Source organism: Parvibaculum sp., assembly GCF_030651915.1.
Taxonomy (GTDB): domain Bacteria; phylum Pseudomonadota; class Alphaproteobacteria; order Parvibaculales; family Parvibaculaceae; genus Parvibaculum.
This window is the reverse complement of record NZ_JAUSBV010000010.1, coordinates 58,192-82,818: the sequence shown is the minus strand read 5'-3', so window position 1 is coordinate 82,818 and position 24,627 is coordinate 58,192. Positions and strand designations below refer to the sequence as shown.

The following is a 24,627-nucleotide window of genomic DNA, read 5'->3' as shown; positions in this document are numbered from 1 at the left end:
CTTGCCGCGCCCCGCTTTCGGCCCTATACAATGCGGCTTTAATGACCAGCGCTGAAAAACAGCCCCAAGCCCTCTTCCCGCACCGGCATTTGCTGGGCATCGAAGGGCTTTCCCCCGCCGACATCACCGCCCTTCTCGATCTTGCCGACACCTATGTCGAGCAGAACCGTCAGATCGACAAAAAGGGTTCGGTCCTGCGCGGCCGCACCCAGATCAACCTCTTCTTCGAGGCCTCCACCCGCACCCAGAGCTCCTTCGAGCTGGCCGGCAAGCGCCTCGGCGCCGATGTGATGAACATGTCGGTCGGCGCCTCATCGGTGAAGAAGGGTGAAACCCTGATCGACACCGCGGTCACGCTGAACGCGATGCACCCCGACCTCATTGTCATCCGCCACGGCTCCTCGGGCGCGGTCGAGCTTCTCTCCCAGAAAGTTTCCTGCTCGGTGATCAATGCCGGCGACGGTGCACATGAGCATCCGACGCAAGCCCTCCTTGATGCGCTGACGATCCGCCGCCGCAAGGGCAAGCTTCAGGGCCTCACCGTCGCCATCTGTGGCGACATCATGCACAGCCGCGTCGCCCGTTCGAACATCCTGCTGCTGAATGCGATGGGTGCGCGGGTGCGCGTCGTCGCGCCGCCGACCTTGCTGCCGAAAGGCATCGACCGCCTCGGCGTCGAGGTCTTCCACGACATGGCCAAGGGCCTCGAAGGCGTCGACATCGTGATGATGCTGCGCTTGCAGCTCGAGCGCATGACGGGCTCCTATGTCCCCTCGCAGCGCGAGTATTTCCATTTCTATGGCCTCGACTACGCCAAGCTCGCCGTCGCAAAGCCCGACGCGCTGGTCATGCATCCCGGCCCCATGAACCGCGGTGTCGAGATCGACAGCGCCGTTGCCGACGACATCAACCGCAGCGTCATTCGCGAGCAGGTCGAAATGGGCGTCGCCGTCCGCATGGCCGTGCTTGATGCTTTGGCCCGCAATCTGCCGAACGAGCGCGGCGCCAACGAGCACAACCGGGGCGTCGCATGAGCCGCACCGCTTTCATCAATGCGCGCCTGCTCGATCCCGCAAGCGGTCTCGACACGCAAGGCGGCCTCCTAGTCGCCGACGGCGTGATCGCCGATCTCGGTCCGGCCCTCTTGAATGACGGTCTGCCCGACGGCGCCGAAATCGTCGATTGCGGCGGCCATGTTCTGGCGCCGGGTCTGATCGATTGCCGCGTCTTCACCGGCGAACCGGGCGCCGAATATCGCGAGACGCTGGCACTGGCGAGCCAGGCGGCCGCCGCCGGCGGCGTCACCACCATGATCGTGATGCCCAACACAAATCCGGTGATCGACGATGTCGCGCTGGTCGACTACATCGAACGCCGCGCCCGTGACACCGCCATCGTCAACGTCCATACCATGGCCGCCCTCACCAAGGGCCTTGGCGGCGAACAGATGACGGAGATCGGCCTCTTGCGCGATGCCGGCGCTGTCGCCTTCACCGACGGCGACAAGGCCCTGGCAAGCGCGCAGGTCATGCGCCGCGCCATGACCTATGCGGCCCATTTCGGCGCGTTGATCGTTCAGCATGCGGAGGAGCCGTCGCTCTCGGGCGGCGTGATGAACGAGAGCGAGCTGGCGACCCGCCTCGGCCTTGCCGGTATTCCCGCCGTCGCCGAGACCATCATCATCGAACGCGACCTGCGCCTCCTTGAACTCGCGGGCGGGCGCTATCACGTTGCGCAGATTTCCTGCGAGGCCTCGGTCGAGATTATCCGCCGCGCCCGAAATCGCGGCCTGCCGGTGACCTGCGGCGTCTCGGCGGCGCATCTCCAGCTCAACGAGAACGACGTCCAGAGCTATCGCACCTTCTTCAAGCTCTCCCCGCCCTTGCGCGGCGAGGCCGACCGCCGGGCGCTGGTCGAGGGACTGGCCGACGGCACCATCGACGTCGTCGTCTCGAGCCACGACCCGCAGGACGCCGAAGTGAAGCGCCGGCCCTTTGCCGAGGCGAATTTCGGCGCCATCGGCCTCGAAACCCTGCTGCCGGCGGGACTCGCCCTCGTCCACAATGGCGACATGCCGCTGGCCCGCCTGCTGGCGGCGTTGACCCACGCGCCTTCCGATCTGCTCGGTCTGGGCCGCGGACGTCTCGCCGCGGGCCTCCCCGCCGATCTGGTCCTCATCGACACCGACACGCCCTGGGTTCTCGATCCCTCGAAGCTCAAATCGATCTCGAAGAACACGCCCTTCGAGGACCGCCGCTTCCAGGGCCGCGCCATCCGCACCATGGTCGGCGGCCGCACGGTCTATGTTCGCGGCGACGGGGCTGGACACTAACCTCTGTCGTTGCAATTCTCTCCCACCCGCCGCCTGCGGGAGGGACCAAGGGGAGGTAGATCTGAATGCCCGCTGAAATCGATTTCGCAGCCGCCGCGCCGCTTCTGCTCGCCGTTGCCGTGCTCGGCTATCTGCTGGGCTCCATCCCTTTCGGCCTGCTGCTGACGCGCCTGGCCGGTCTCGGCGACATCCGTGACATCGGCTCCGGCAATATCGGTGCCACCAACGCGCTGCGGACCGGCAATCGCTGGGTGGCGGCAGGCACGTTGATCGGCGATGCGGGCAAGGGCGCCGTCGCCGTCCTCGTCGCCGCACAGCTCGGTGTCGTGACCGGAACCGATCCGGTCTGGATGTCGGCGATCGCCGCGCTGGCCGCCTTTCTCGGCCATCTCTATCCGATCTGGCTCGGGTTCAAGGGTGGCAAGGGCATCTCCACTTTCATCGGCGTTCTTCTGGCGCTGCATTGGCCGGTCGGACTCTTGTTCTGTGCCACATGGGCCCTTGTCGCCGCGATCTCGCGCTACTCGTCATTGTCGGCACTGGTCGGTGCGCTGCTGACGCCAATCTATCTCGCCTGGCTCGATCAGTGGCATCTGGTCGGTCTCGGCGTTCTGCTGGCCGCGCTGATCTACATTGCGCATCGCGACAACATCCGCCGCCTTCTCGCCGGTACGGAATCCCGCATCGGACAAAAGACGTCCGAGGCCTGACCGCCATGGGCGCGCCGCTCTCCGACACCGAGCGCCTCGCCCGTCTTCGTCTCGCCCGCAGCGACAATATCGGCCCCGTCACCTTTCGCGATCTGCTGCAGCATTGCGGCAGCGCGGTCGCCGCCATCGACGCGCTGCCTGATCTCGCCGCGCGCGGCGGCACGAAACGCGCCGTCAAGATCGCCACCGCCGCCGATGCGGAAGCCGAACTGTCAAAACTGACCCGGCTCGACGCCCGGCTTCTGGTCTGGGGCGACGGCGATTATCCGGCACGCCTCGCCGCAATCGACCCGCCGCCGCCCGTGATCGCCGTGATGGGCAGCGCCGAACTGCTGGCCCGCCCCTCAATCGCCATTGTCGGCTCGCGCAATGCGTCTGCCGCCGGCCGCCGGATCGCCGGCGACATGGCCAAAGAACTGGGTACGGAAGGTTTCGTTGTAGTCTCGGGCCTCGCCCGCGGCATCGACACGGCCGCCCATCGCGCGGCACTGGCCACCGGCACCGCCGCCGTGCTGGCCGGCGGCCTCGACATCGTCTATCCGGACGAGAACCGCGAACTGCAGGCCTTGATCGCCGACGGCGGAACGCTGGTCTCCGAAATGCCGCCCGGCACCAGTCCTCAGGCGCGTCACTTCCCGCGCCGCAACCGGCTGATCTCCGGCCTCTCGCTGGCCGTCATCGTGGTCGAAGCGGCGTTGCGCTCCGGTTCGCTCATCACCGCCCGCTTCGCCCTTGAGCAAGGCCGCGACGTTTTCGCCGTTCCGGGCTCCCCCCTCGACCCTCGCGCCGGCGGCTCCAACCGTCTGATCAAGGACGGCGCCCCCCTGGTCGAGACGGCGGAGGATGTCATCGCCGCCCTGGCGACCCCGACAGGCGGCCGATGGCGCGAACCGGGGCCCTCCACATATGACGGCCCGGGGTCCGATTTGGCGGTTTCCCGCGAGATTGATGATGGCGACCGTGCTGCATTGCTGGCTGCGCTGGGGCCGACCCCCATGCCGCTTGACGAGATTCTGCGTCAATCGGGCGTTTCGGTTCCTGTCGCCCGCGCCGTCCTGCTCGAACTGGAGCTCGCCGGCCGTCTCCATCGCGATCCCGGCAACCGCGTCAGCCTCGTCTGAACGCCAAAGCAATCGCGAAAATGGCCGCCGATTTTGAGATCCTGCGGTAGCCGTCCGGGCTCATATCGCGGCGCACAAGGAAATTTCGGCGGTTTTCTGCCGGATTTGACAGTGTCTCCCCTTTTCACCATGTTCAGCCGGCGGCTGAAGGCGGCCGGTAGCGGCGGCTCACCTGTGCACCTCACGGCAGATCGGCGACCAGATCGCACGGCGCGCCGTTGGCGCTTGGCGACGGCAGGCCACATTTATATAGAGAGTTTGAGCGTTCGATGGACGTCGTTATTGTCGAGTCGCCGGCCAAGGCGAAGACCATCAACAAGTATCTCGGCAAGGGCTACAAGGTCCTGGCCTCCTACGGCCATGTCCGCGATCTGCCGTCGAAAGACGGCTCGGTCCTGCCGGACGACGACTTCGCCATGGCCTGGGACGTCGATGCCAAATCCCAGAAGCGCCTCAACGAAATTGCGGCCGCCGTCAAAGGCGCCGACCGCCTGATCCTCGCCACTGACCCGGATCGCGAAGGCGAGGCGATTTCCTGGCATGTGCTTGAAGTCCTGAACAAAAAGAAGGCGCTCAAGGACGTCGAAATCCAGCGGGTCGTCTTCAATGCCATCACCAAACAGTCCGTCACCGAGGCAATGCTGCATCCGCGCGGCCTCGACAAGGAATTGATCGACGCCTACCTCGCCCGCCGCGCCCTCGATTATCTGGTCGGGTTCACGCTGTCGCCGGTCCTCTGGCGCAAGCTGCCGGGCTCGCGCTCGGCCGGCCGCGTTCAATCGGTCTCGCTGCGGTTGATCTGCGACCGCGAACTCGAAATCGAGGCCTTCCGCGCCCGCGAATACTGGACCGTCGAAGCCGACATGAAGACGGGTGGCGGTGCGGCCTTTGTCGCGCGTCTTGTCAATGTCGACGGCAAGAAGCTCGACAAGTTCGACATCGCCGACGAAAAGAGCGCCCGCGAGATCGAAGCCCGCATCAAGGCCTCGCATTATTCGGTGAAATCGGTCGAGAGCAAGCCGGCGCGCCGCCACCCGAACCCGCCCTTCACCACCTCCACCATCCAGCAGGAAGCCTCGCGCAAGCTCGGCTTCTCCGCCAGCCGCACCATGCAGGTCGCCCAGCGCCTCTATGAAGGCGTCGAGATCGACGGCGAAACCACCGGCCTCATCACCTATATGCGTACCGACGGCGTGCAGATCGCACCGGAAGCGATCGCCCAGGCCCGCACCGTCATCAACAACGAATTCGGCGAGGCCTATCTGCCGGACGCGCCACGCGTCTACACGACAAAAGCAAAGAACGCGCAGGAAGCGCACGAAGCGATCCGCCCGACCGATCTCGCGCGCCTGCCGAAACACGTTGCCGGTCGCCTCGACGACGACCAGCGCCGCCTCTACGAACTGGTCTGGAACCGCACCGTCGCCAGCCAGATGGAAAGCGTGCAGCTTGAGCGCACCACCATCGAAATCGAAGCCGACGACGCACCCATCGGTCTGCGCGCCACCGGCTCCGTGATCGTCTTCGACGGTTTCCTGCGCCTTTATCAGGAAGGCCGCGACGAGCCGGAGGAAGGCGAGGATGGCGGCCGCCTGCCGAAGGTCGCCAAGGGCGACAAGCTCGGCCTCGACAAGGTGCGCCCCGAACAGCATTTCACCGAGCCGCCGCCCCGCTTCACCGAAGCGACGCTGGTCAAGCGCATGGAAGAGCTCGGCATCGGCCGCCCCTCCACCTATGCCTCGACGCTGCAGACCTTGCGCGACCGCGAATATGTCCACATGGACAAGAACCGTTTCGTTCCGCACGACAAGGGCCGCCTCGTCACGGCCTTCCTCGAGAACTTCTTCACCCGCTATGTCGAATACGACTTCACGGCAGCGTTGGAGGAGAAACTCGACAAGGTCTCGGCCGGCGAACTCGACTGGAAGGATCTGCTGCGCGAATTCTGGAAGGAATTCACCGTCGACGTCGCCAAGGCGCTCGAACTGCGCATCACCGAAGTGCTCGACCGCCTCAACGAAGTGCTGGCGCCGCATGTCTTCCCCGAAAAGGAGGACGGCTCCGACCCGCGCAAATGCCCGGCCTGCGCCGATGGCCGCATCTCGCTGAAGGTCGGCCGCTTCGGTGCCTTTGTCGGTTGCTCGAACTATCCCGAATGCCGCTTCACCCGCCAGCTCACCGTCGGTGCCGACGGCGAAGAGCAGTCGGGCGATCGTGTGCTCGGCATCGATCCGGAAACCAATGCCGAGATCAGCCTCAAGACCGGCCGTTTCGGGCCTTATGTCGAACGCGCGCCGCTTGAGCCCGACGACAAGCCGAAACGCAGCGGCCTGCCGGCTAAAATGTCGGCCGCCGATGTCGATCTCGAAAAGGCGCTGCGGCTGCTCACCCTGCCGCGCGAAGTCGGCATCCACCCCGAAACCGGCAAGAAGATCACCGCCGGCCTCGGCCGCTTCGGCCCCTTCGTTCTGCATGATGGCACCTACGCCAACCTGAAAGACCCCGAAGAGCTTTTCGACATCGGTCTCAACCGTGCGATTGCCGTCCTCGCCGAAAAAATCATCCGCGCCGAGGAGCGCGCCGGCAAGGTGCTGAAGGAGCTGGGCGAGCACCCCGAAACCGGCAAGCCGGTGCAGGTGCGCGAAGGCAAATACGGGCCCTACATCAAGCACGCCTCCACCAACGCGACACTGCCGAAATCGGGCGACCCGATGTCGGTAACGCTCGAGGAAGCGCTCGCGCTCATCGCCGAACGCGAAGCGAAGAGCGGCAAGAAGAAACCGGCGAAAAAAGCAGCGGCCAAAAAGAACGGCGACGCCAAGCCCGCGAAAAAGCCGGCGGCAAAGAAAGCCGCGCCGAAGAAGACAGCCGCGAAAAAGACAGCGCCGAAAAAGAAGCCGGCCGCAAAGAAGCCGGCGTCGAAGTCGAAAAGCGCCGTCAACGTCGCTGAACCGGCGGACTGATCTTGGCCGAACGCAGCAAGCCCAAAAAAACCGGCCCCGGAAAGAAAAGCAAGTCCAGCGGCCGCCTGCCGTCGCGCGACGACATTCTCAAGTTCATAGCTGAAAGCGGCGGCAAGCTCGGCAAACGCGAGATCGGCCGCGCCTTCGGCATCAAGGGCGAGGATCGTCTGCCCTTCAAGAAGCTGTTGAAGGAGCTGAAGGACGAAGGCCTGATCGCGAAGGACGAAACGAAAAGCCTGCGCCGCGTCGGCGAACTGCCGCCCGTCACTATCATCGAAATCACCCACACCGACACCGATGGCGATCTGATCGCACGGCCGGTCTCCTGGCCCGGCGAAACGCCGCCGCCGCTGATCGTCATCGCACCGGACACCAAACGGCGGCCGAAGCGCGACAGTCTCGACGAACCGCCGGCCGGTGTCGGCGACCGCGTGCTGGCGCGCATCGAAAAATCCGATGACGAGAGCTATCCCTTCGAGGCCCATGTCATTCGCCGCGTCGGCAAGGGTGCTGAACGCGTCCTCGGCCTTCTTCGCCGCGCCAAGGGCACGAAGATCGCCCGCCTGATCCCCGTCGACAAGAAACTCCGCGTCGAGTTCGAAATCGCCGTCGAAGACACGAACGGCGCCGAGGACGGCAATCTGGTGCTGGCCGAAACCATCCCCGGCAAGCGCCACGGCATTCCCCGCGCCCGCGTGCGCGAAGTCTTCGGCGACGGCGACGATCCGCGTTCGATCAGCCTGATCGCCATCCACACCCACGGCATCCCGGACGCCTTTCCCGACAGCGTCATCGCCGATGCCGAAGCGGCGAAACATCAGGGCCTCAAGGGCCGCGTCGATCTGCGCGACATTCCCCTCATCACCATCGATCCGCCGGATGCGCGCGACCATGACGATGCGGTCTGGGCCGCGCCCGACACCGATCCGAAAAACGAAGGTGGCGTCGTCGCCATCGTCGCCATCGCCGATGTCGCCGCCTATGTGAAGCCCGGCTCGCCGATGGACCGCGAAGCGCACAAGCGGGGCAACTCGACCTACTTCCCCGATCGCGTCGTACCGATGCTGCCGGAGCGCATCTCCAACGATCTCTGTTCGCTGGTCGACGGCGAGGACCGCGCCTGCTTCGCCGTGCGCATGGTCTTCGACCGCAACGGCCAGAAGCGCGGGCACGAATTCATCCGCGGCCTGATGCGCTCGGCCGCCAGCCTCAACTACAAGCAGGTCCAGCAGGCGATCGACGGAAATCCGGACGACATCGCCGGCCCGCTGCTCGAACCGGTGCTGAAACCGCTCTGGGCCGCCTATCGCATCCTCGCAAAGGCCCGCGAAGCGCGCGGCCCCCTCGATCTCGATCTGCCCGAATACAAGATCGACATCAGCGCCGAAGGCCGCGTCGCCGCCATCCGCATCGGCGAGAAGCATGAATCGATGAAACTCATCGAAGAGTTCATGATCCAGGCCAATGTCTGCGCCGCCGAATCCGCCGAGGCCCGGCACCGTCCGGTCGTCTACCGCATCCACGACGCGCCGACGCGCGAAAAGCTGATGGCGCTGGCCGAATTTCTGGCCACGCTCAATCTGAGTTTCGCCAAGGGCGAAGCCGTCCGCCCCGCCAATTTCAACCGCATCCTGAAGGCGGTCGACGGCACCGAACACGACCGCATGGTCTCCGACGTCATTCTGCGCTCGCAGGCCCAGGCGGTCTATTCGCCCGACAATATCGGCCATTTCGGCCTCAACCTGCGCCGCTACGCACATTTCACCTCGCCGATCCGCCGCTATGCCGATCTGATCGTGCATCGCGCGCTGATCGCGGGGCTGGGCCTCGGCAAGGACGGCCAGAGCGACGACGACGCGGCGGGCCTTGTCGAAATCGCCGAACATATTTCAATGACCGAGCGCCGCTCGATGCTGGCCGAACGCGACTCCAAGGACCGCTTCATCGCCGCCTATCTCGAAGCGCGCATCGGCGCCGAGTTCCGCGGCCGCGTCGCCGGCGTCACCCGCTTCGGCCTCTTCGTCAAGCTCGACGAGACCGGCGCCGACGGCTTTGTGCCGATTTCGACGCTGGGCGGTGATTTCTTCCATCACGACGAAATTCTCCACGCCCTGATCGGCGAACGCACCGGCCTCACCTATCGTCTCGGCGATGCGGTGCTGGTGCGCCTCGAAGAAGCCGTGCCGATCACCGGCGGTCTGCGCCTTGCCCTTCTGGAAGGCGGCAGCCAGGGCAAACCCGCCGGCCGCAGCGACCGCCAGCGCCCGCCCGCCCGTCGTGGTCCGCCGCGCGGCCGCCCCCGCGGCAAGCAAGGCGCGCCGGCCCGAAAGCCCGACACCCGCCGCTGACAGCCGCCATGTCGCGCGGCAACCTGCCACATTTCATCGCGCCCGGTTTCCGACCATTTTACTGGGAGATGCAAGGCGGAGAACGTGACGCCTGAACGGAATTGGTCGACGTATCAATGAGTACCCCAACGGACATGACCGACCCCCTCGTCTTCGAGGCAGCGGACGCGGCGCCCCGGCCAGCCTTTCCGGCAATCCGGCGCGGCTTCGCGCAGCGCTGCCCGGCCTGCGGCAAGGGTTATGTCTTTGGGCGCTTTCTGAAGGTCGCCGACAGCTGCGGACATTGCGGCGAGGAATTGCTGCATCACCAGGCCGACGATGCGCCGCCCTATTTCACCATCATGGTGGTCGGTCATATCGTGGTGCCGATGATGCTCTGGACGGAACTGGCTTACCTGCCGCCGATCTGGCTACATGCCACGCTCTGGCCGGCATTGACGCTCGCGCTGTCGCTCTGGTTCCTGCCCCGCCTCAAGGGCGCGGTCGTCGGCTGGCAATGGGCGCTCCGCATGCACGGCTTCGGCGGTCAGACCGAGGACTGACCGGATCAGGCTTGCGCCCGCGCCTCGCGGAACGACACCAGCCGCTGCTTGTCTTCATCCCACAACACCAGCCGCACGCAACGCAGGCTCTCGCCCAGCGTCAGCCGGCCGATCCGGCCGAGATCGGGATGATCGCGCAACACCCGCGGCAACCGGTAAAACGGAATGCGCGCGTGAAGATGGTGCACATGATGCACGCCGATATTGGCCGTGAACCAGCGCAGCAGCCGCGGCAGATCGTAATGCGACGAGCCATGCAACGCCGCCTCATGAAAGTCCCAGCTCAGCGTCTTGCGCCAGAACGTGCCCTCGAACTGATGCTGCACATAGAACATCCAGACGCCGATCGACGATGCGATCGCGACGATCGGCAGATGCACCAGAAAGAACGCCTTGAAGCCGACCAGCCAGATCAGCGCCGCCGCAATCGCCAGCATCGCCGCATTGGTCGCCTGCGTGCTGATCCAGGGCCGCCAGCCGTCGCGCATCATGCCCACCGGCAATCGCTGCTGCAGCAGAAACAGATAGGCCGGTCCGACGCCGAACAACACCACGGGGTTGCGATAGATCCGGTATTGCAGCCGGCCCCAGCGCGACCGCGCCCGGTATTCCGCAACCGTCAGCGTGTCGATATCGCCGATGCCGCGCCGGTCGAGATTGCCGCAGGATGCATGATGAACGGCATGGGCGCGTCGCCAGACGTCGAAGGGCGTCACCGTCAACACGCCGAGCGCCCGGCCGGCCCAGTCATTGGCCCAACGCTGCGGAAAGAACGAGCCATGGCCGCAATCATGCTGGATGGCAAACAGACGCACCAGAAATCCGGCCGCCGGAATGGCGATCGCCAGCGGCGCCCACCAATAGCCGAGCGAATAGGTGAACCAGGCCGCAAACCACAGCGCCACCAGCGGCAGCGCCGTGATCGCCAGCTCGATGGTGCTGCGCGTCTGACTCGGTTTGCGATAGCGGTTGAGAACTTGCGTCCAGCTGCTGGCCGCGGCGGATGAAACTTCCGCCATATGTCCGTTACTCAATGACTGAAACCCGGGTTGACGGCCGCCATCGCGCAACACGGCGCGAACGGCCTCAAGTTGAATGACAATGCGCGGGAATAGACCATATTTCGCCGACAATAGCGGCCTTTATATGTACCGGAGGTAAACACCCCGATTCCGGCCCTTTCCGGCGCTGGACAGCCTCCCCGCCGGCGGGCATCCTCCAGCCCATCAAGCCATTTTGAGCATCGGAACGGAATCATGAGCGAGGAACCGCGGGGCGCTTTCGACCCCAAGAAGTCGCGCGAGCAGGAATATCGCGAAACCACGCAAGGCCGGGCGGTCCGTCCGCGCGATGCCTCGACCCTGATCATCGTCCGCCGCGACGCGGCCGCGCCCCAGGTGCTGATGGGCCAGCGTCACGCCGATCACAAATTCATGCCCAACAAGTTCGTCTTCCCGGGCGGTCGCGTCGATCCCGCCGACAGCCGCATCGTCCCGGCCGAGGACCTGCGTGACCCGGTGACGCGCCGCCTGATGGCGCGCATGCGCGGCACCCCGACCGAACGCCGCGCGCGCGCGCTGGCCATGGCCGCGATCCGCGAAACCTTCGAGGAAACCGGTCTCGTCATCGGCCGCCCGGTCGAGGCGCCGCCGCGCAGCAGTCATCCCGACTGGAACGAATACTTTGCACAAGGCGTCGCGCCGGCACTCGGTTCGCTCGACTTCGTCGCCCGCGCCATCACGCCGCCCTATCGCACCCGCCGCTTCGACACCCGCTTCTTCATCGCCGACGCCGAAACCATTCAGGGCGATCCGCTGCAGACGACGGGCTCCGGCGAATTGCAGGGCCTGCACTGGCTGACCATCGCCGATGCGCGCGATCTCGATCTGCCCAACATCACCCGTGTCGTCCTCGACGAGATCGACGAGCGCCTGCGCCTGGCCGTCGCCGCGCAAAACGCGCGCGCCGTGCCTTTCATCTATTTCCGCGGCGGCAACGCCATCCGCGACGCGATCGAGGATTGATGGCCGTGAATGCCGAAGCCCCGCGCCCCCGCGCCATCCGCCCGCGCGACGCCGCCAGCCTCGTCCTGATCGACGACGCGGGCAGCGAACCGCTGATCCTGATGGGCCGCCGCCATGCGCGGATGAAGTTCATTCCCGATGCTTTCGTCTTTCCCGGCGGCAAGCTCGATGCCGGCGATCTTCTCGCAAGACCGGCCACGGGTTTTTCCGGCGAGACCGCGCGGATGATGCAAAGCGCCGCCGCCGGCGCCAAGGCCGAGGCGCTGGCCATGGCCGCGATCCGCGAAACTTTCGAGGAAACCGGCCTCATCGTCGCCCGCCCCGGCCAGGTCGGCGACACATCCGGCGACGGCTGGCAGCCCTTCCGCGAACGCGGGATTGCGCCCCGCCTCGACATCCTCGATTTCGTCGCCCGCGCCATCACGCCGGCCTCGAGCCCGATCCGCTTCCACGCCCGCTTTTTCGCCGCCCCGGCCTCGAGCGCCGAAGGCGTGCTCAAAGGCAGCGGCGAACTGAGCGAACTCGACTGGTATCCGCTCTCCGATGCGCTGAAATTGCCGGTGATCGACGTCACCGAATTCGTCCTCCGCGAGATCGGCCGCCGCCACAAGGAAGGCCCCCGCACCCGCATCCCGCTCTACGCCTACCGCAACAACAAACCCCTGATCCGCGCCTGAGCGGTTTCACCGGCGCAGAGCCACTTTGACCGTTGAATACAACACCCACCCGCCCCTGGGGGGCGGGTCGAAAAATTCGAAGAATTTTTCGGGGCGGGGGCTCTGAGGTGCGGCATATGCTGCAAACGCGGTACATTCCGAACCGCGAAAAAGAAGAACCCATGCAAGACCCGAAAACCCTCACCATGCTGGCCGACGCGCCGCTCTCACCCGCAGAGCGCCGCCGCAGCCTCGTCGCGGTCATCGCCTGCATCAGCGTCGTCGGCATGGGCCTTGGAGTCTCGATCCCGCTGCTGGCGCTGCTGATGGAGCGTCAGGGCGTGCCCGCCTCGATCATTGGCCTCAACACGGCCATGCCGGCGCTCGCCACATTCATGCTGACGCCCTTCATCCCGGCGCTGCTGCGCCGGGTTCCGGCAATCACCTTCCTGATGACCTGCATTCTGGTCTCGGCCGTCGCCATGCCGGCCTATTACATCTTTCCCGATGTCTGGATCTGGTTCCCGATCCGCTTCGCCAACGGTCTGGCGCTGACCGGCCTCTTCGTCGTCAGCGAATTCTGGATCAACACGCTGGCGGATGAAAAAAACCGCGGCCGTCTGATCGGCATTTACGGCACGGTGCTCTCCTGCGGCTTCGCTTCCGGCCCGGTGCTGCTCTTTCTGGTCGGCACGCAGGGCCTCTTGCCCTTCGCCACCATCGGCGTGCTGATCCTCGCCGCCGGCATACCGCTGATCCTTTTCGGCCGCGGCCTCGCCCCCCGCGTCACCGAACGCCCGACCAAAAGTTTCGCGAGCTTTCTGGTCGTCGCCCCGGCCGCCACGCTGGCAGGCCTCGTCTACGGCGCCACCGAAACCAACATCTTCAATCTGCTGCCGGTCTATGGCGTGCGCACCGGCATGACCGAACAGACCGCCGCCTTCGTGCTCTCGATCTTCGCCGCCGGCAACATTCTCTGTCAGATCCCGATCGGCATCTGGGCCGACCGCGCCGACCGCCGCATGGTGCTGCTGGTCTGCGCTCTTGTCGGCCTGCTCGGTGCTTCGGCGATCCCACTGGTCGCCCACAATCTCTGGCTCTTCGCGCCCACGCTCTTCGTCTTCGGCGGCGTCGTCGTCGGCCTCTACACGGTCGGCCTGACCCTGCTTGGCCAGCGCTTCCGCGGCGCCGACCTCGCCTCGGCCAATGCGGCCTTCGTGCTGATGTATTCGACCGGCGCGCTGATCGGCCCGCCCATGGCCGGCATCGGCATGGACCTCTGGGACCCGCATGGCCTGATCGTCGTCATGGCCGGCTTCTGCGGCGTCTATCTGCTGGTCGCGGGCTGGCGCTTCTTCACCGCCCCGCGTATTGGCGGCCCGGCTTGACTTCAGCCTGCGCCTGAGTAGTCTGCGCCCAAATCGGCCAGCCGGAGATTCCGGCGCGGCCTTCCGGGCTGATGCCTCAAGCCCCTGTAATTGCAAGGATTTCCGGTCATGGCGAAGCCCGCCTCCATCAAGATCAAGCTCGAAAGCACGGCCGACACCGGCTACTTCTACGTGACGAAGAAGAACAGCCGCACCATGACCGAAAAGATGGTCATCAAGAAATACGACCCGATCGCGCGCAAGCATGTCGAGTTCAAGGAAACCAAGATCAAGTAAGAGCCGTCTTCAGGCGCTCCGAACGCAAAAAAGCCGGTCCCCCAGGGACCGGCTTTTTCGTCGCTGCAATCGAAATAGAAAGGTGGCCGGCCGGGGTAACCGCGGCTTATCAGAGGAGGCCACTCCATGAACCACGCCCCGACCGGCCGTGCCTCGCGGACCCAGGAGATGCGGCGGACCTGAGCACCCCACGAGGACACAAATCGCCACCTGTACCGCGTCCGACTCACCCCCCAGCGAGAGCGGATGCGCATCGGCGGCGAAACCGAAATGCCCATAGAAAAGCTAGCACGCTCTGTTGTGCCAATAAAGGAATTCGGGCCGCATTTCTGGGACCGGCCATGTTAACCATGAATATACAAGGTTAACCGGCAGTCTTGTTGCGCGAAGACAAACGAAGACTGCATCTGATCTCGACAGGAAGAAGGAAACTTCAGGCGGCTTCGGCGGCGACGCGGTTGCGGCCGTCGCGCTTGGCCCGGTAAAGCCCCTGATCGGCACGCTCGAGCAGCTTCGAGGCCGTATCATGGGAACCCTCGGTCATGGCTATGCCGATGCTGACCGTGATTTCGAGCGTCTGCCCGGTCTCCGCGTTCAGCACGAAAGGCTCGGAGGCCACACGCAGGCGCAACCGCTCGGCCACCATCATCGCATAGGCAAGGTCGGTATCGGGCATCACGACCACGAACTCCTCGCCGCCCAGGCGGCAGGTCAGATCGATGCCGCGCACATTCTGCGCGATCCGCGTCGCAAACTGTTTGAGAACGGCGTCGCCCGCGGCATGGCCATAGGTGTCGTTGACAGGCTTGAAATAGTCGATATCGAAAATCAGCAGCGCCACGGACTTGCCGGTCTTGACGCCGTCGGCCACCAGCGTCGAAAGATGGCCTTCCATGTAACGCCGGTTGTAGAGCCCCGTCAGCCCGTCCGTGATCGCCAGCTCGAGCCCCTGCTGGAACTTGTCGCGCAGATAATCCTGGTAGCGCTTGCGGCGCAGCTGGCTGCGCGCCCGCGCGACCAGCTCGTTGCGCTCCATCGGCCGCACCAGATAATCGTTGACGCCCATGTCGAGCGCCCGGACCAGCCGGCTCGTATCGCCGTCCTCGACGATCGCGAGAATCGGGGTCTGACGCGTCGCTTCAAGCGAGCGAAGCTGCGAACACAGCCGAAGCCCGTCATATTCCTGCAATGTCAGGCTGACGATCAGCAGATCGAAATTGCCTTGGGTGGCGAGCTCGAAAAGCTCGTCCTGGCTTTCGGCCACCGTCAGCGTGTGTTCGCTCGAAAGCGTCTCGGTGATGCGCTTCAGCGAGGTCGGCCGGTCGTCGATGACCAGAATGCGGCCCGGCTCCTTCATCAGGAAATTGTCGCCGCCAACGGTGAGCGCGCCGATACGCTGGCCGGTCGCCTCGCGCATGCGCAATTCGTCGGTCACCATTTTCAGGCGCACAAGGCTCTTCACCCGCGCAAACAGCGCCAGATCGTTGAGCGGCTTGGTCAGGAAATCGTCGGCGCCCGCTTCCAGTCCCTGCACGCGGTCCTTCGGCTGGTCGAGTGCGGTCACCATGACGACGGGAATATGTTCGGTCTCCGGCATCGCCTTCAGGCGGCGGCAGACCTCGAAACCGTCCATGCCCGGCATCATCACATCGAGCAGGATGATGTCCGGCTGCTGCTCGCGGGCGGCATCCAGCGCTTCCGGGCCGGACGACGCCTTGAACACATCGAAATATTCGGCTGTGAGCTTGGCGTCGAGCAGCTTCAGATTGGCGGGAACGTCATCAACGATCAATACGCGAGCAGTCACAGGATCCCGTCCTTGCCGAGAAAATTGTCTTTAGCGAAGGAAACGTTGAACCGTCTCCAGGAACTGCGTCACCGAAATCGGCTTCGAGATATAGGCCTCGCAGCCGCCTTCGCGGATCTTCTCCTCGTCGCCCTTCATGGCGAAGGCCGTGACGGCGATCACCGGGATCGAGCGCAGGCTGTCGTCTTCCTTGATCCACTTGGTGACTTCGAGCCCCGACACTTCCGGCAGCTGGATGTCCATGAGGATAAGGTCGGGGCGATTCGTCCGCGCGATTTCAAGCGCCTCGATGCCGTCCCGCGTCTGCAGCGTCTGATAGCCGTGCGCGTCCAAAAGATCGTGGAAGAGCTTCATGTTGAGCTCATTGTCTTCGACGATCAGGACCTTCTTAGACATTGCGTCCATAGCTCCAGAACTCCACTTGTACCGGGCAAGCCCGTAGTCGACCCGAATCCCCGGTCACCGGGACGCCCGACAGGGACGCCGCTTGGATCATATGACCCGAATATCCTTAACTAAGTCTTTAACGAGGGGTCTCCGGCGCCCGCTTTCCTTCGGTTTCTAATTAAACTGTGCCTATGATTAACGTTGCGTGTGCAAATCGGATGACGAGGAAAATGACCGCAGACGAGGCTGAATTCGTGGCGATCCACGCCTTGGGGCACATCGCGGCCGACGAGGACCTGCTGGGCGACTTCCTCGACCGTTCGGGCCTGGCGCCCGACGAGTTGCGCGCCCGCGCCGCCGACCCGGTATTCCTCGGTTTCGTCCTCGAATATCTGCTGAACGACGAACCCCGCCTGCTGGCCTTTTGTGCCGAAGCCGGCCTCGCGCCCGAGCTTCCGGCCGCCGCCCGCCGGGCGCTGCCGGGCGGTGAGGAGCATCACTGGTCATGAATGCCGAAAGCCCGAAGCCGCCGAAACCGGACCCGCTGGCCATTGACGAGGCGGTGATCCCCCAGATCGACGCCCTCGATCTGATCCCCGGCCGCCCGATCATCGTCTCGGACGCCGACGAGGTACTGATCCAGTTCGTCGCCGGCCTCGAGCTCTATCTCGAAACCCAGGGCCTCTGGCTCGACCTGCAGAGTTTCGCGCTGACCGGCAACATCAAGAGCCGCGAAACCGGCGAGCCTGTGCTGCCGGCCGCCATGCCGGCGCTCCTCGACGGCTTCTTCGCCGCCCAGACCCATTCGCTGCTGGTCGTCCCCGGCGCCGCCGAAGCGCTTTCCCGCCTCTCCGAACGCACCCAGATCGTCGTCCTGACCAATGTCCCCTTCGAAGCCCGCGAAACCCGCGCCGCCAGCCTCGCCGCGCAAGGCATCGACTACCCGGTCATCGCCAACAAGGGCCTGAAAGGCGGCGCCGTCCGCCGCATGGCCGAGCGCGTCAAGGCCCCGGTCTTCTTCCTCGACGACATCCCCCACAACATTTCATCGGTCGCCAGGGCCCATGCCCCCTCCCACCGCGTCCACTTCATCGCCGACCCCCGCCTCGCCAAATTGCTGGGACAGGCCCCCGACAGCCACTTCCACACAACGGAATGGAGCGCCGCGGAAGATTTCATTTCGGAAAAGCTGAAGGCGGACGGGTTCTGACATCTCCAACGGAAAAACAGATTCGTCATTGCGAGCCGAAGGCGAAGCAATCCAGAAGCGGCAGTCTCGGAGTTTGCGGCTTCTGGATTGCTTCGTCGCTTCGCTCCTCGCAATGACATTGTTTTTTGTTTCCGGCGCGACTTGTCCGCCGAAGCTCCGCCAGGAGCGAAGGCGGAAGCGCCAGAAACCTTCTCCTCTCCGCGACTCCGCGTCTCCGCGTGAACCCCTTCTTCCCTTCGCGTGCGACCTGCCTTCCCTTCAAAAATTCCCTCTTCTCACATCCTTCCCGCAAGCCGCCACAATCTCCGCCTCTCGCACCGATTCCTCCGGCTCCTCCCAGCCCGCACAGCGCGCATCGCTCGCCCCGGCCGCGCACCAGAGCCCCGACCCGTCCGCCTGCGGACGAAACCGCAAGCCCCGCGCCTCGCCGCCATCGAGCCGGCCCCCGAGATAGTTCAGCACCTCAAGCCGCAGCCGCGCCGCCTCCCCGCCCATCGGTTCCACCCGCAAATGCATGCCCTTGAGCGGCACCGCCTCCACCGTCTCGACCGCGAGCCCCGCAGCGCCCCGCGCCAGCCCCACCCTGAGCAGCAGCCCGAAATCGCGGCAGATATCGAACCGCGCCATGTTCTGCGTCCCCAGATGCAAAAAATTCCCAAGCCCATAGGCGACGAGATGGGCCCCTGAAATCTCGACCCCCTTGGCCACATGCGCATGATGCCCGGCGACAATCGTCGCCCCCGCCCCCGCTGCCGCGCCCCGGAAGCGCGCAATATCCACGGCATCGGTCAGCGGCGCGAACTCGCGCCCGTAATGCACCGACAGGATCCGCAGATCCGCCGCCTCGTCCTTCAGCCGCGCCGCCACCTCCGCAAAGTCGGTCCGCTCCTGCAGCATCCCCGCATGGCCTTCGCCCGCCGGCAACCCGCCGCCGGCATTGCCGACCGCCGACACCGCCACCTTGAGCCCGCGCATCTCGAAGACGTGCGGCCGCATCGCCGCCTCGCGCGTCCGCCCGAGCCCCGGCCATGCCTTCAGTCCCGGCACCGCCGCCACATGGGCCAGTGTCTCGCCGGCCCCGCGCGTCCCGTAGTCGAGCGCATGATTATTGGCGAGCGAGAACACATTGATCCCTGCCGCCGCCAGCCCCCGCACGCCTTGGGGATGCATGCGGAATACGAACATCTTTTCGCGCGCCGGAATGTCGTTGCGGTCGGTCACCACGCTTTCGAGATTGGCGAACACGACATCGCCCTGAAGCCACGGCGCGATCTCCTCCAGCGCTTCCGCCGTCGTCACCAGCCGCCCGCCCTTCCAGCCGCCCCGCGCATCGACCGGCGCCCCGCCGGCGTTAAGCCCGGTATCCCCCACCAGCACCACCGTCAGGCGGTCATCCGCCTGGGCGGGAAGTGCGAGAAGTACAAAGGCAAGCAGCCAGCAAGCAACAAACGCCATGCACCCGATCCCCCAAAGCCGTCATGGCCCGATTTATTCGGGCCATCCACGCCTTCCTTCATCGTAATATAAACACCCCGCACAACCTGAATCGTGAAATCTCCCCATGCGCATTGGCATCGACCTCGGCGGCACCAAAATCGAAGCCCTGGCCCTCGACGCTGAAGGCCGCGAATTGACGCGCCGCCGCATCGCCGCCCCACAGGGCAACTACGCGGCCACCGTCGCCGCGATCCGCGATCTGGTCGCCGCCCTCGAAGCCGAGACCGGACAACAAGGCACGGTTGGCATCGGCATGCCGGGCACGATCTCGCCGGCGACAGGCCTCGTCAAAAACGCCAACAGCACCTGGCTGATCGGCCATCCCTTCGGGCGCGATCTCGAAACGGCGCTGGCCCGCCCCCTCCGCCTCGCCAACGACGCCGATTGTTTCGCGCTCTCCGAAGCAACCGACGGCGCGGGCGCCGGCGCCGCCTCGGTCTTTGGCGTCATTCTCGGCACCGGCGTCGGCGGCGGCATTGTCATCGGCGGCAGGCTGCTGGCGGGCCCCAACGCGATTGCCGGCGAATGGGGCCACAATCCGCTGCCCTGGATGCACCCGGACGAATATCCGGGTACGGATTGTTATTGCGGCAAGAAGGGCTGCATCGAAACATGGGCTTCGGGGCCCGCTTTCGCCCGCCTCTACAAGGAGGAAGAAGGCGAGGCGCTGACGCCCGAAGAAATCGTCGCCGCGGCGCAAACGGGCGCCCGCCCCGCCCGCCTGGCGCTCCGCCGCTACGCCGACCGCCTCGCCCGCGCGCTGGCCCACACGATCAACATTCTCGACCCCGAAGTGATCGTCCTGGGCGGCGGCATGTCCAACATCGAAGCCCTCTACGACGAAGTGCCTGCCCGCTGGGGCGCTTACGTCTTCTCCGACACCGTCGCCACCCGCTTGCGCCCCCACCAGCACGGCGACGCCAGCGGCGTCCGCGGCGCCGCATGGCTGTGGCCGGAAGATCGCTTGTACCGAGACATTGGAACAAAAGAACTTTAGGAGTTGCACGAATGGCAAAGCAAAAGCCAAGCCGAAAGATTGTATATTTTATCGGTGCTGGAGCTTCGTACGGTGCCGGAGCGACCGCTGCAGTTCAAGGCGGCGGAAAAGTACCAATCCCAATCCAAAAAGAATTTTGGCCCACTTTTCTGCGATTCTGTACGAACAAAGAAAAGTCCAAGCGCATCGAGGCATTCCTATTTCGGTATTTTCTCAACTACGCCAAGGTTCCCGCTAGGCATAGCACCAAACAGCGACGGCAATCCCTTTCCGATATTGACGTAGAGGAAGTATTCACATTTCTCTCTGAGCGAATCCAAGCGCCGGGCACCAGCGCACAGCTTCGAACTTACACAACCCAAATTTGGGGTGATCTAGTTTCGGAAATTGGGAACGTATTTGGACGCTATAGAGCCAACAAAAGCACCCGACATTCATACGGTCAGCTTTTGCTGAATCACATCAGATCTCGCGATGCCATGGTCTCCTTCAATTACGACATAATTTTTGAACGCTCAATGCCGAAGCAAAAGCCGTGGCACTATGTTGGCCTCAACAAAGCAAGCAATGGGTTGAAGGTCCTAAAGCCGCATGGTTCCATCAATTGGACGCTGACCAAAAACAAAATCGATGTAAGGGACAACCCAGACCAATCTCTTATTGTTGCGCCAACTCACCTTAAGTTCGTCGGTTCCGAGAATGATGGGAACAAGCACTTAGGAACGCTGAACCATTCTGAGGAAATTAAGTCCATTTGGGAACAAATGGAACGCGAGATGCAATCTGCGAAGGCATTCGTGTTCATCGGATACTCGTTTCCAGTAGCAGATTTGTATTTCTCATCCGTCCTTCGATCAGTTCTCGCAATTCGGAAAAATGATCCAGCGATAGTTCTTGTAAATCCAGATGCTGTCGATATTCAGAGGCGCCTACAACAACGCTTTTCCGTCAAGAAAATCTTCAACTACTTTGATATGGATACTTTCTTTGACATCAAGAGAGATCGCCTTCTCGACAAAATTGGACGCTAGGCACATGAGCGACGGCTTCTGCCGCGAACGCCGCTTCCCGCCCTCCTGCTGTGGAGGATCGAACAATACCGGGCTCCTCTCTCCTACGGCAGAATGATCGCTCCACGCCGAATACGCTGCACCATCACGCGTTGGGCCGGCACCACGCGCACGCCCGTTGTCTGATCGTCGAGCCATATCGAGAGACGTTCATTTGCCAGCCCCGGCACTGCCCCCAAATCGGAAACGAAGCCGATAACATAGCTGTGCCCTGCTTGCAGATCGACCAGCACTGGGTACTCCGCAATCCCGCCGCTGTAATAGCCAAGAAGCAGTGCTCGCTTTCCGGGCCTCACCTTGATCGGCATTCTGGATGCCTTGTTGTCAGCCGTATAGACGCCGTCCACAGCCGCGAGGTAGGTGTGATCGACACCAGGAAAGCCTTCAGGCTTCACGCCTGAAATCAGCGCCGCCTCCTGCTCCGGAATATCCGGGCTTACATAGGTGGCATTCTTCGAAATCTCGCCCCAGATATTGCGCTTGGGCATGACGAGTTCACCGCTCGCCTCGTCCTCGATCCATACAGTCATCGTGCCGCCATAGATCGGGATGCCGGTCGCATCGCTTTCCCAGCGGAGCACATAGCTTGCGCCTTCTTTCGCCTCAAGCCGCGTGTGCAGCGTCCCATAGGCTGCCCTGCTGGAACCGATCAGCAGGGAATGGGGTCCTGGCGCAATGGCGATGGGGTTTTCATAGGTGCGCCCCGACTGGCGGATCATCTTCCCGTCAATCCCCGCCACATAGACGCCCTCGCTGTCGAACACATTGCGTTCCCGCGAGCCGCGAATGGATGCCGTTAGAGCTTCAGGCGTTGAAGCGGGAGCTTCCGCCGCCGCAAGCGCGGTTTTCACTGGTGGTGGTGCTTTCGCGGCGCAGGCGGCCAGCGCCATGGCAATGAAAGTAACGGTCGCGCAGAGCGCCAAAGACGACAGCTTTTTCAACGATTCCCCCGAACCGGCGTGGCAGCTCACAACTTCCCAACTGTAGGTGCGACGTTCGGAGCCACCAAGCAAAAAGCGGCACGCACTATGCTAGACTGCAGCAAAATTCCGCTACCTGGCTCGTACCCATGACCGCCGCCCCGCAAGGCTTCTGCCGCGACTGCCTCTCGCCCGCCCCCGAAGGCGCGGTGCGTTGTCCGTCCTGCAAGCGGCCGCGCCTGAAATTCCATCCCGAGCTGCACGAACTTTCGATCGCCCATCTCGATTGCGACGCCTTCTATGCCGCCGTCGAAAAGCGCGACGACCCCGCCCTGCGCGACAAGCCGCTGATCATCGGCGGCGGCAAGCGCGGCGTCGTCTCGACCTGCTGCTACATCGCCCGCGTGCGCGGCGTCCGCTCGGCCATGCCGATGTTCAAGGCCATGGCGGCCTGTCCCGAAGCCGTCGTCATGCCGCCCGACATGGCCAAATACGCGAAAGTCGGCCGCGAGGTTCGGCAGTTGATGCAGGAATTGACGCCGCTGGTCGAGCCGCTGTCGATCGACGAGGCCTTTCTCGACCTGTCCGGCACCGAGCGCCTGCATCACGGCGCGCCGGCGCTCAGCATGGCCCGCCTCGTCAACCGCATCGAGAAGGAGATCGGTATCACCGTCTCGGTCGGCCTCAGTCACAACAAGTTTCTGGCCAAGATCGCCTCCGACCTCGACAAGCCGCGCGGCTTCTCGGTCATCGGCCGCGCCGAAACGCTCGCCTTCCTGGCCGCAAAACCCGTCTCGCTGATCTGGGGCGTCGGCAAGGCCTTCGAGGCCAGGCTCGCCCGCGACGGCATCACCCGAATTTCGCAGCTCCAGCGCATGGAGGAAAACGAGTTGATGGCGCGTTACGGCTCGATGGGCAGTCGACTCTGGCGCCTCGCCCGCGGCCTCGATGTCCGCACCGTCGAACCGTCCCAGGGCGCCAAAAGCATTTCGGCCGAAACGACGTTCACGGATGATATTTCGGACGCTGCCGCGCTTGACCGCATCCTCTGGCCGCTCTGCGAAAAGGTCTCCCGCCGCGCCAAGGCGGCCGGCCTGTCCGGCGCGACCGTGGTGCTGAAGCTGAAGACCGCCGACTTCAAGACCCGCACCCGCAACCAGACCCTGCACGATCCGACGCAGCTGGCCGATGTGGTCTATCGCATCGCCGCCCCCCTGCTGGCGAAGGAAGCGACCGGCACCGCCTTCCGCCTGCTCGGCGTCGGCATCTCGCAACTCGGCCCCGCCGATCTCGCCGACCCGCCCGACATGCTCGACCCGGCGGCGACGCGGCGCGCCACCGCCGAACGCGCGATGGACCGGCTGAGAGCGCGATTCGGAGACAAGTCGATCGGCAAGGGTCGTGGCCTGCCGCGCTGACCCGGGGATAAGTCGGACTTCGCCCCGGGGACAAGTCGTGGCACCGGCCGGGGATAAGTCGATTTGTGACAGTTTTTTGACAGATTTGTGACAGAGGGGGGGTCTTCAGCAACTGCCTGCTGCGAAATAGTGAACCTCGCTCAGCCGTCCGTTCATCACCACATCGTCATAGTCGAGCACCAGCGACGCCGAAACGCCATTGGATAGAAGGACATAGCCCATTTCGAAATTGGGCAGGCCCTCGCGCGCGTCGCGGTCGAAATAGCTCAGCCTGACCGGCCGCGCCGTCATTTCGGACAGCAGCGGCGCTACGCTGCCGCTCACAGCCGCCGAAAGAGCGTCGTCCGGTATCGCTAAGGTCTTGCCGATAAAGGCATTTGTCGGATTCTCGCCCTCCTCGGTGCCATCGAAAATCGGGGCGCTGAAGAGCTGCCGGCCGGCCTTCGCCGCTGCCATCAACTGCAGATTATAGGCAACCGGAAACAGCACCTCGCCTGGTATTTCGATCGGAGGCAGACCCTCGCGCTCGACCGTCACCGCGCCCTTCGGCGCCGCGCGGCGGGCGATTCCGCTTTCAGTTTCAACAAGTTGGCCGTTTACATATTCCGTCCGCGTGAACCGGAATTCGCCGCCATCCGCCGCCTCCCAGGTGCTCAGCCGGACATCGTTGCTGACCGCCCTGTCCTCGTCCCCCGTCACCTGCGTCACGACCCGCTGCATCGACGTATAGCCGCCGCATTCGCGTCCGCCGCGCCATTCCACGACCATCCGCCCTTCAATACCGGCAACATCGCTGACCGCCTGCGATCGCCCCAGCGACAGTTCGTACACGGCGCGATGCATCTGCAATTCGGCTTCGACCGCTGCGGCAGTTGAATGCATTGCGACGGTCCACAGCAGGACGGCAACAAAACTCGAGCTTGTCGTTCGCATGGCTTCCGGCTTTCCTTCCCGTCATCGT

Annotated in this window: 22 protein-coding genes; 16 read left to right on the top strand and 6 right to left on the bottom strand. The window is 64.2% G+C overall.

The genetic code is table 11. The annotated features are described in order from the left end of the window. Window positions 1-41 precede the first annotated feature (41 nt). The 7 genes from Q7V31_RS14330 (at window position 42) to Q7V31_RS14300 (ending at window position 10,016) form a co-directional block, all read left to right on the top strand. Window positions 42-1,034 carry an aspartate carbamoyltransferase catalytic subunit gene (locus Q7V31_RS14330; protein WP_304735272.1) on the top strand — a complete coding sequence of 331 codons (993 nt, stop codon included), beginning with the start codon at window positions 42-44 and terminating at the stop codon, window positions 1,032-1,034. Continuing rightward, window positions 1,031-2,332 (top strand): dihydroorotase, encoded by a 1,302-nt coding sequence (locus Q7V31_RS14325; RefSeq protein WP_304735271.1) that lies wholly within the window; start codon window positions 1,031-1,033, stop codon window positions 2,330-2,332. The genes Q7V31_RS14330 and Q7V31_RS14325 overlap by 4 nt, the downstream gene beginning before the upstream one ends. 65 nt (window positions 2,333-2,397) lie before the next feature. After that, window positions 2,398-3,042, top strand: a complete 645-nt coding sequence (plsY, locus tag Q7V31_RS14320; RefSeq protein ID WP_304735270.1) for a glycerol-3-phosphate 1-O-acyltransferase PlsY — start codon at window positions 2,398-2,400, stop codon at window positions 3,040-3,042. Between the two features lie 5 nt (window positions 3,043-3,047). Further along, window positions 3,048-4,163 (top strand): DNA-processing protein DprA, encoded by a 1,116-nt coding sequence (gene dprA, locus Q7V31_RS14315; protein WP_304735269.1) that lies wholly within the window; start codon window positions 3,048-3,050, stop codon window positions 4,161-4,163. A gap of 269 nt (window positions 4,164-4,432) precedes the next feature. Continuing rightward, complete coding sequence (topA, locus tag Q7V31_RS14310) at window positions 4,433-7,126, top strand: type I DNA topoisomerase (RefSeq protein WP_304735268.1); 2,694 nt, start codon at window positions 4,433-4,435, stop codon at window positions 7,124-7,126. Window positions 7,127-7,128: 2 nt separating this feature from the next. Continuing rightward, a complete protein-coding gene (gene rnr, locus Q7V31_RS14305) occupies window positions 7,129-9,474 on the top strand; it encodes a ribonuclease R (protein ID WP_304735267.1) in 2,346 nt (781 codons plus the stop codon). A 134-nt stretch (window positions 9,475-9,608) separates the two neighbouring features. Further along, window positions 9,609-10,016, top strand: coding sequence for a DUF983 domain-containing protein (locus tag Q7V31_RS14300; RefSeq protein ID WP_304735266.1), 408 nt, complete (start codon window positions 9,609-9,611; stop codon window positions 10,014-10,016). Window positions 10,017-10,021: 5 nt separating this feature from the next. Here the strand turns inward: Q7V31_RS14300 and Q7V31_RS14295 are convergent, their stop codons facing one another. Next, entirely contained in the window at window positions 10,022-11,035 is a 1,014-nt protein-coding gene (locus tag Q7V31_RS14295) for a fatty acid desaturase (protein WP_304735265.1), read from the bottom strand. 237 nt (window positions 11,036-11,272) lie between these two features. On the opposite strand from Q7V31_RS14295, the gene Q7V31_RS14290 reads away from it, so the two are divergent. From Q7V31_RS14290 to rpmG, 4 genes are all read left to right on the top strand, one after another. Beyond that, complete coding sequence (locus Q7V31_RS14290; protein WP_304735264.1) at window positions 11,273-12,040, top strand: NUDIX domain-containing protein; 768 nt, start codon at window positions 11,273-11,275, stop codon at window positions 12,038-12,040. 5 nt (window positions 12,041-12,045) lie between these two features. Beyond that, complete coding sequence (locus Q7V31_RS14285) at window positions 12,046-12,717, top strand: NUDIX hydrolase (protein WP_304735263.1); 672 nt, start codon at window positions 12,046-12,048, stop codon at window positions 12,715-12,717. Between the two features lie 161 nt (window positions 12,718-12,878). Continuing rightward, the gene (locus tag Q7V31_RS14280; RefSeq protein WP_304735262.1) at window positions 12,879-14,084 is read left to right on the top strand and encodes an MFS transporter; all 1,206 of its coding nucleotides are present in this window, start codon (window positions 12,879-12,881) and stop codon (window positions 14,082-14,084) included. A 108-nt stretch (window positions 14,085-14,192) separates the two neighbouring features. Beyond that, window positions 14,193-14,360: a 50S ribosomal protein L33 gene (gene rpmG, locus Q7V31_RS14275; protein WP_012111739.1), complete on the top strand. Its 168-nt coding sequence runs from the start codon at window positions 14,193-14,195 to the stop codon at window positions 14,358-14,360. Between the two features lie 433 nt (window positions 14,361-14,793). Here the strand turns inward: rpmG and Q7V31_RS14270 are convergent, their stop codons facing one another. Next, window positions 14,794-16,167, bottom strand: a complete 1,374-nt coding sequence (locus tag Q7V31_RS14270; protein WP_304735259.1) for a PleD family two-component system response regulator — start codon at window positions 16,165-16,167, stop codon at window positions 14,794-14,796. Between the two features lie 30 nt (window positions 16,168-16,197). Then, window positions 16,198-16,563, bottom strand: coding sequence for a response regulator (locus tag Q7V31_RS14265; RefSeq protein ID WP_304735257.1), 366 nt, complete (start codon window positions 16,561-16,563; stop codon window positions 16,198-16,200). 221 nt (window positions 16,564-16,784) lie between these two features. On the opposite strand from Q7V31_RS14265, the gene Q7V31_RS14260 reads away from it, so the two are divergent. Both Q7V31_RS14260 and Q7V31_RS14255 read left to right on the top strand, forming a co-directional pair. Beyond that, a complete protein-coding gene (locus Q7V31_RS14260) occupies window positions 16,785-17,063 on the top strand; it encodes a DUF3572 domain-containing protein (protein ID WP_304735255.1) in 279 nt (92 codons plus the stop codon). Further along, window positions 17,060-17,764, top strand: coding sequence for a hypothetical protein (locus Q7V31_RS14255; RefSeq protein WP_304735254.1), 705 nt, complete (start codon window positions 17,060-17,062; stop codon window positions 17,762-17,764). The genes Q7V31_RS14260 and Q7V31_RS14255 overlap by 4 nt, the downstream gene beginning before the upstream one ends. 258 nt (window positions 17,765-18,022) lie before the next feature. Here Q7V31_RS14255 and Q7V31_RS14250 read toward each other — a convergent pair whose 3' ends face one another. After that, a complete protein-coding gene (locus tag Q7V31_RS14250; protein WP_304735253.1) occupies window positions 18,023-19,219 on the bottom strand; it encodes a CapA family protein in 1,197 nt (398 codons plus the stop codon). A gap of 106 nt (window positions 19,220-19,325) precedes the next feature. On the opposite strand from Q7V31_RS14250, the gene Q7V31_RS14245 reads away from it, so the two are divergent. After that, a complete protein-coding gene (locus tag Q7V31_RS14245; protein ID WP_304735252.1) occupies window positions 19,326-20,258 on the top strand; it encodes an ROK family protein in 933 nt (310 codons plus the stop codon). A gap of 11 nt (window positions 20,259-20,269) precedes the next feature. After that, a complete protein-coding gene (locus Q7V31_RS14240) occupies window positions 20,270-21,289 on the top strand; it encodes an SIR2 family protein (protein WP_304735251.1) in 1,020 nt (339 codons plus the stop codon). An 83-nt stretch (window positions 21,290-21,372) separates the two neighbouring features. On the opposite strand, the gene Q7V31_RS14235 is transcribed toward Q7V31_RS14240, so the two are convergent. Beyond that, entirely contained in the window at window positions 21,373-22,269 is an 897-nt protein-coding gene (locus Q7V31_RS14235) for a hypothetical protein (RefSeq protein ID WP_304735250.1), read from the bottom strand. A gap of 128 nt (window positions 22,270-22,397) precedes the next feature. On the opposite strand from Q7V31_RS14235, the gene Q7V31_RS14230 reads away from it, so the two are divergent. Beyond that, entirely contained in the window at window positions 22,398-23,666 is a 1,269-nt protein-coding gene (locus tag Q7V31_RS14230; RefSeq protein WP_304735248.1) for a DNA polymerase IV, read from the top strand. A gap of 105 nt (window positions 23,667-23,771) precedes the next feature. Here the strand turns inward: Q7V31_RS14230 and Q7V31_RS14225 are convergent, their stop codons facing one another. Then, complete coding sequence (locus Q7V31_RS14225) at window positions 23,772-24,599, bottom strand: cell envelope integrity EipB family protein (RefSeq protein WP_304735247.1); 828 nt, start codon at window positions 24,597-24,599, stop codon at window positions 23,772-23,774. Between the last annotated feature and the right edge of the window lie 28 nt (window positions 24,600-24,627).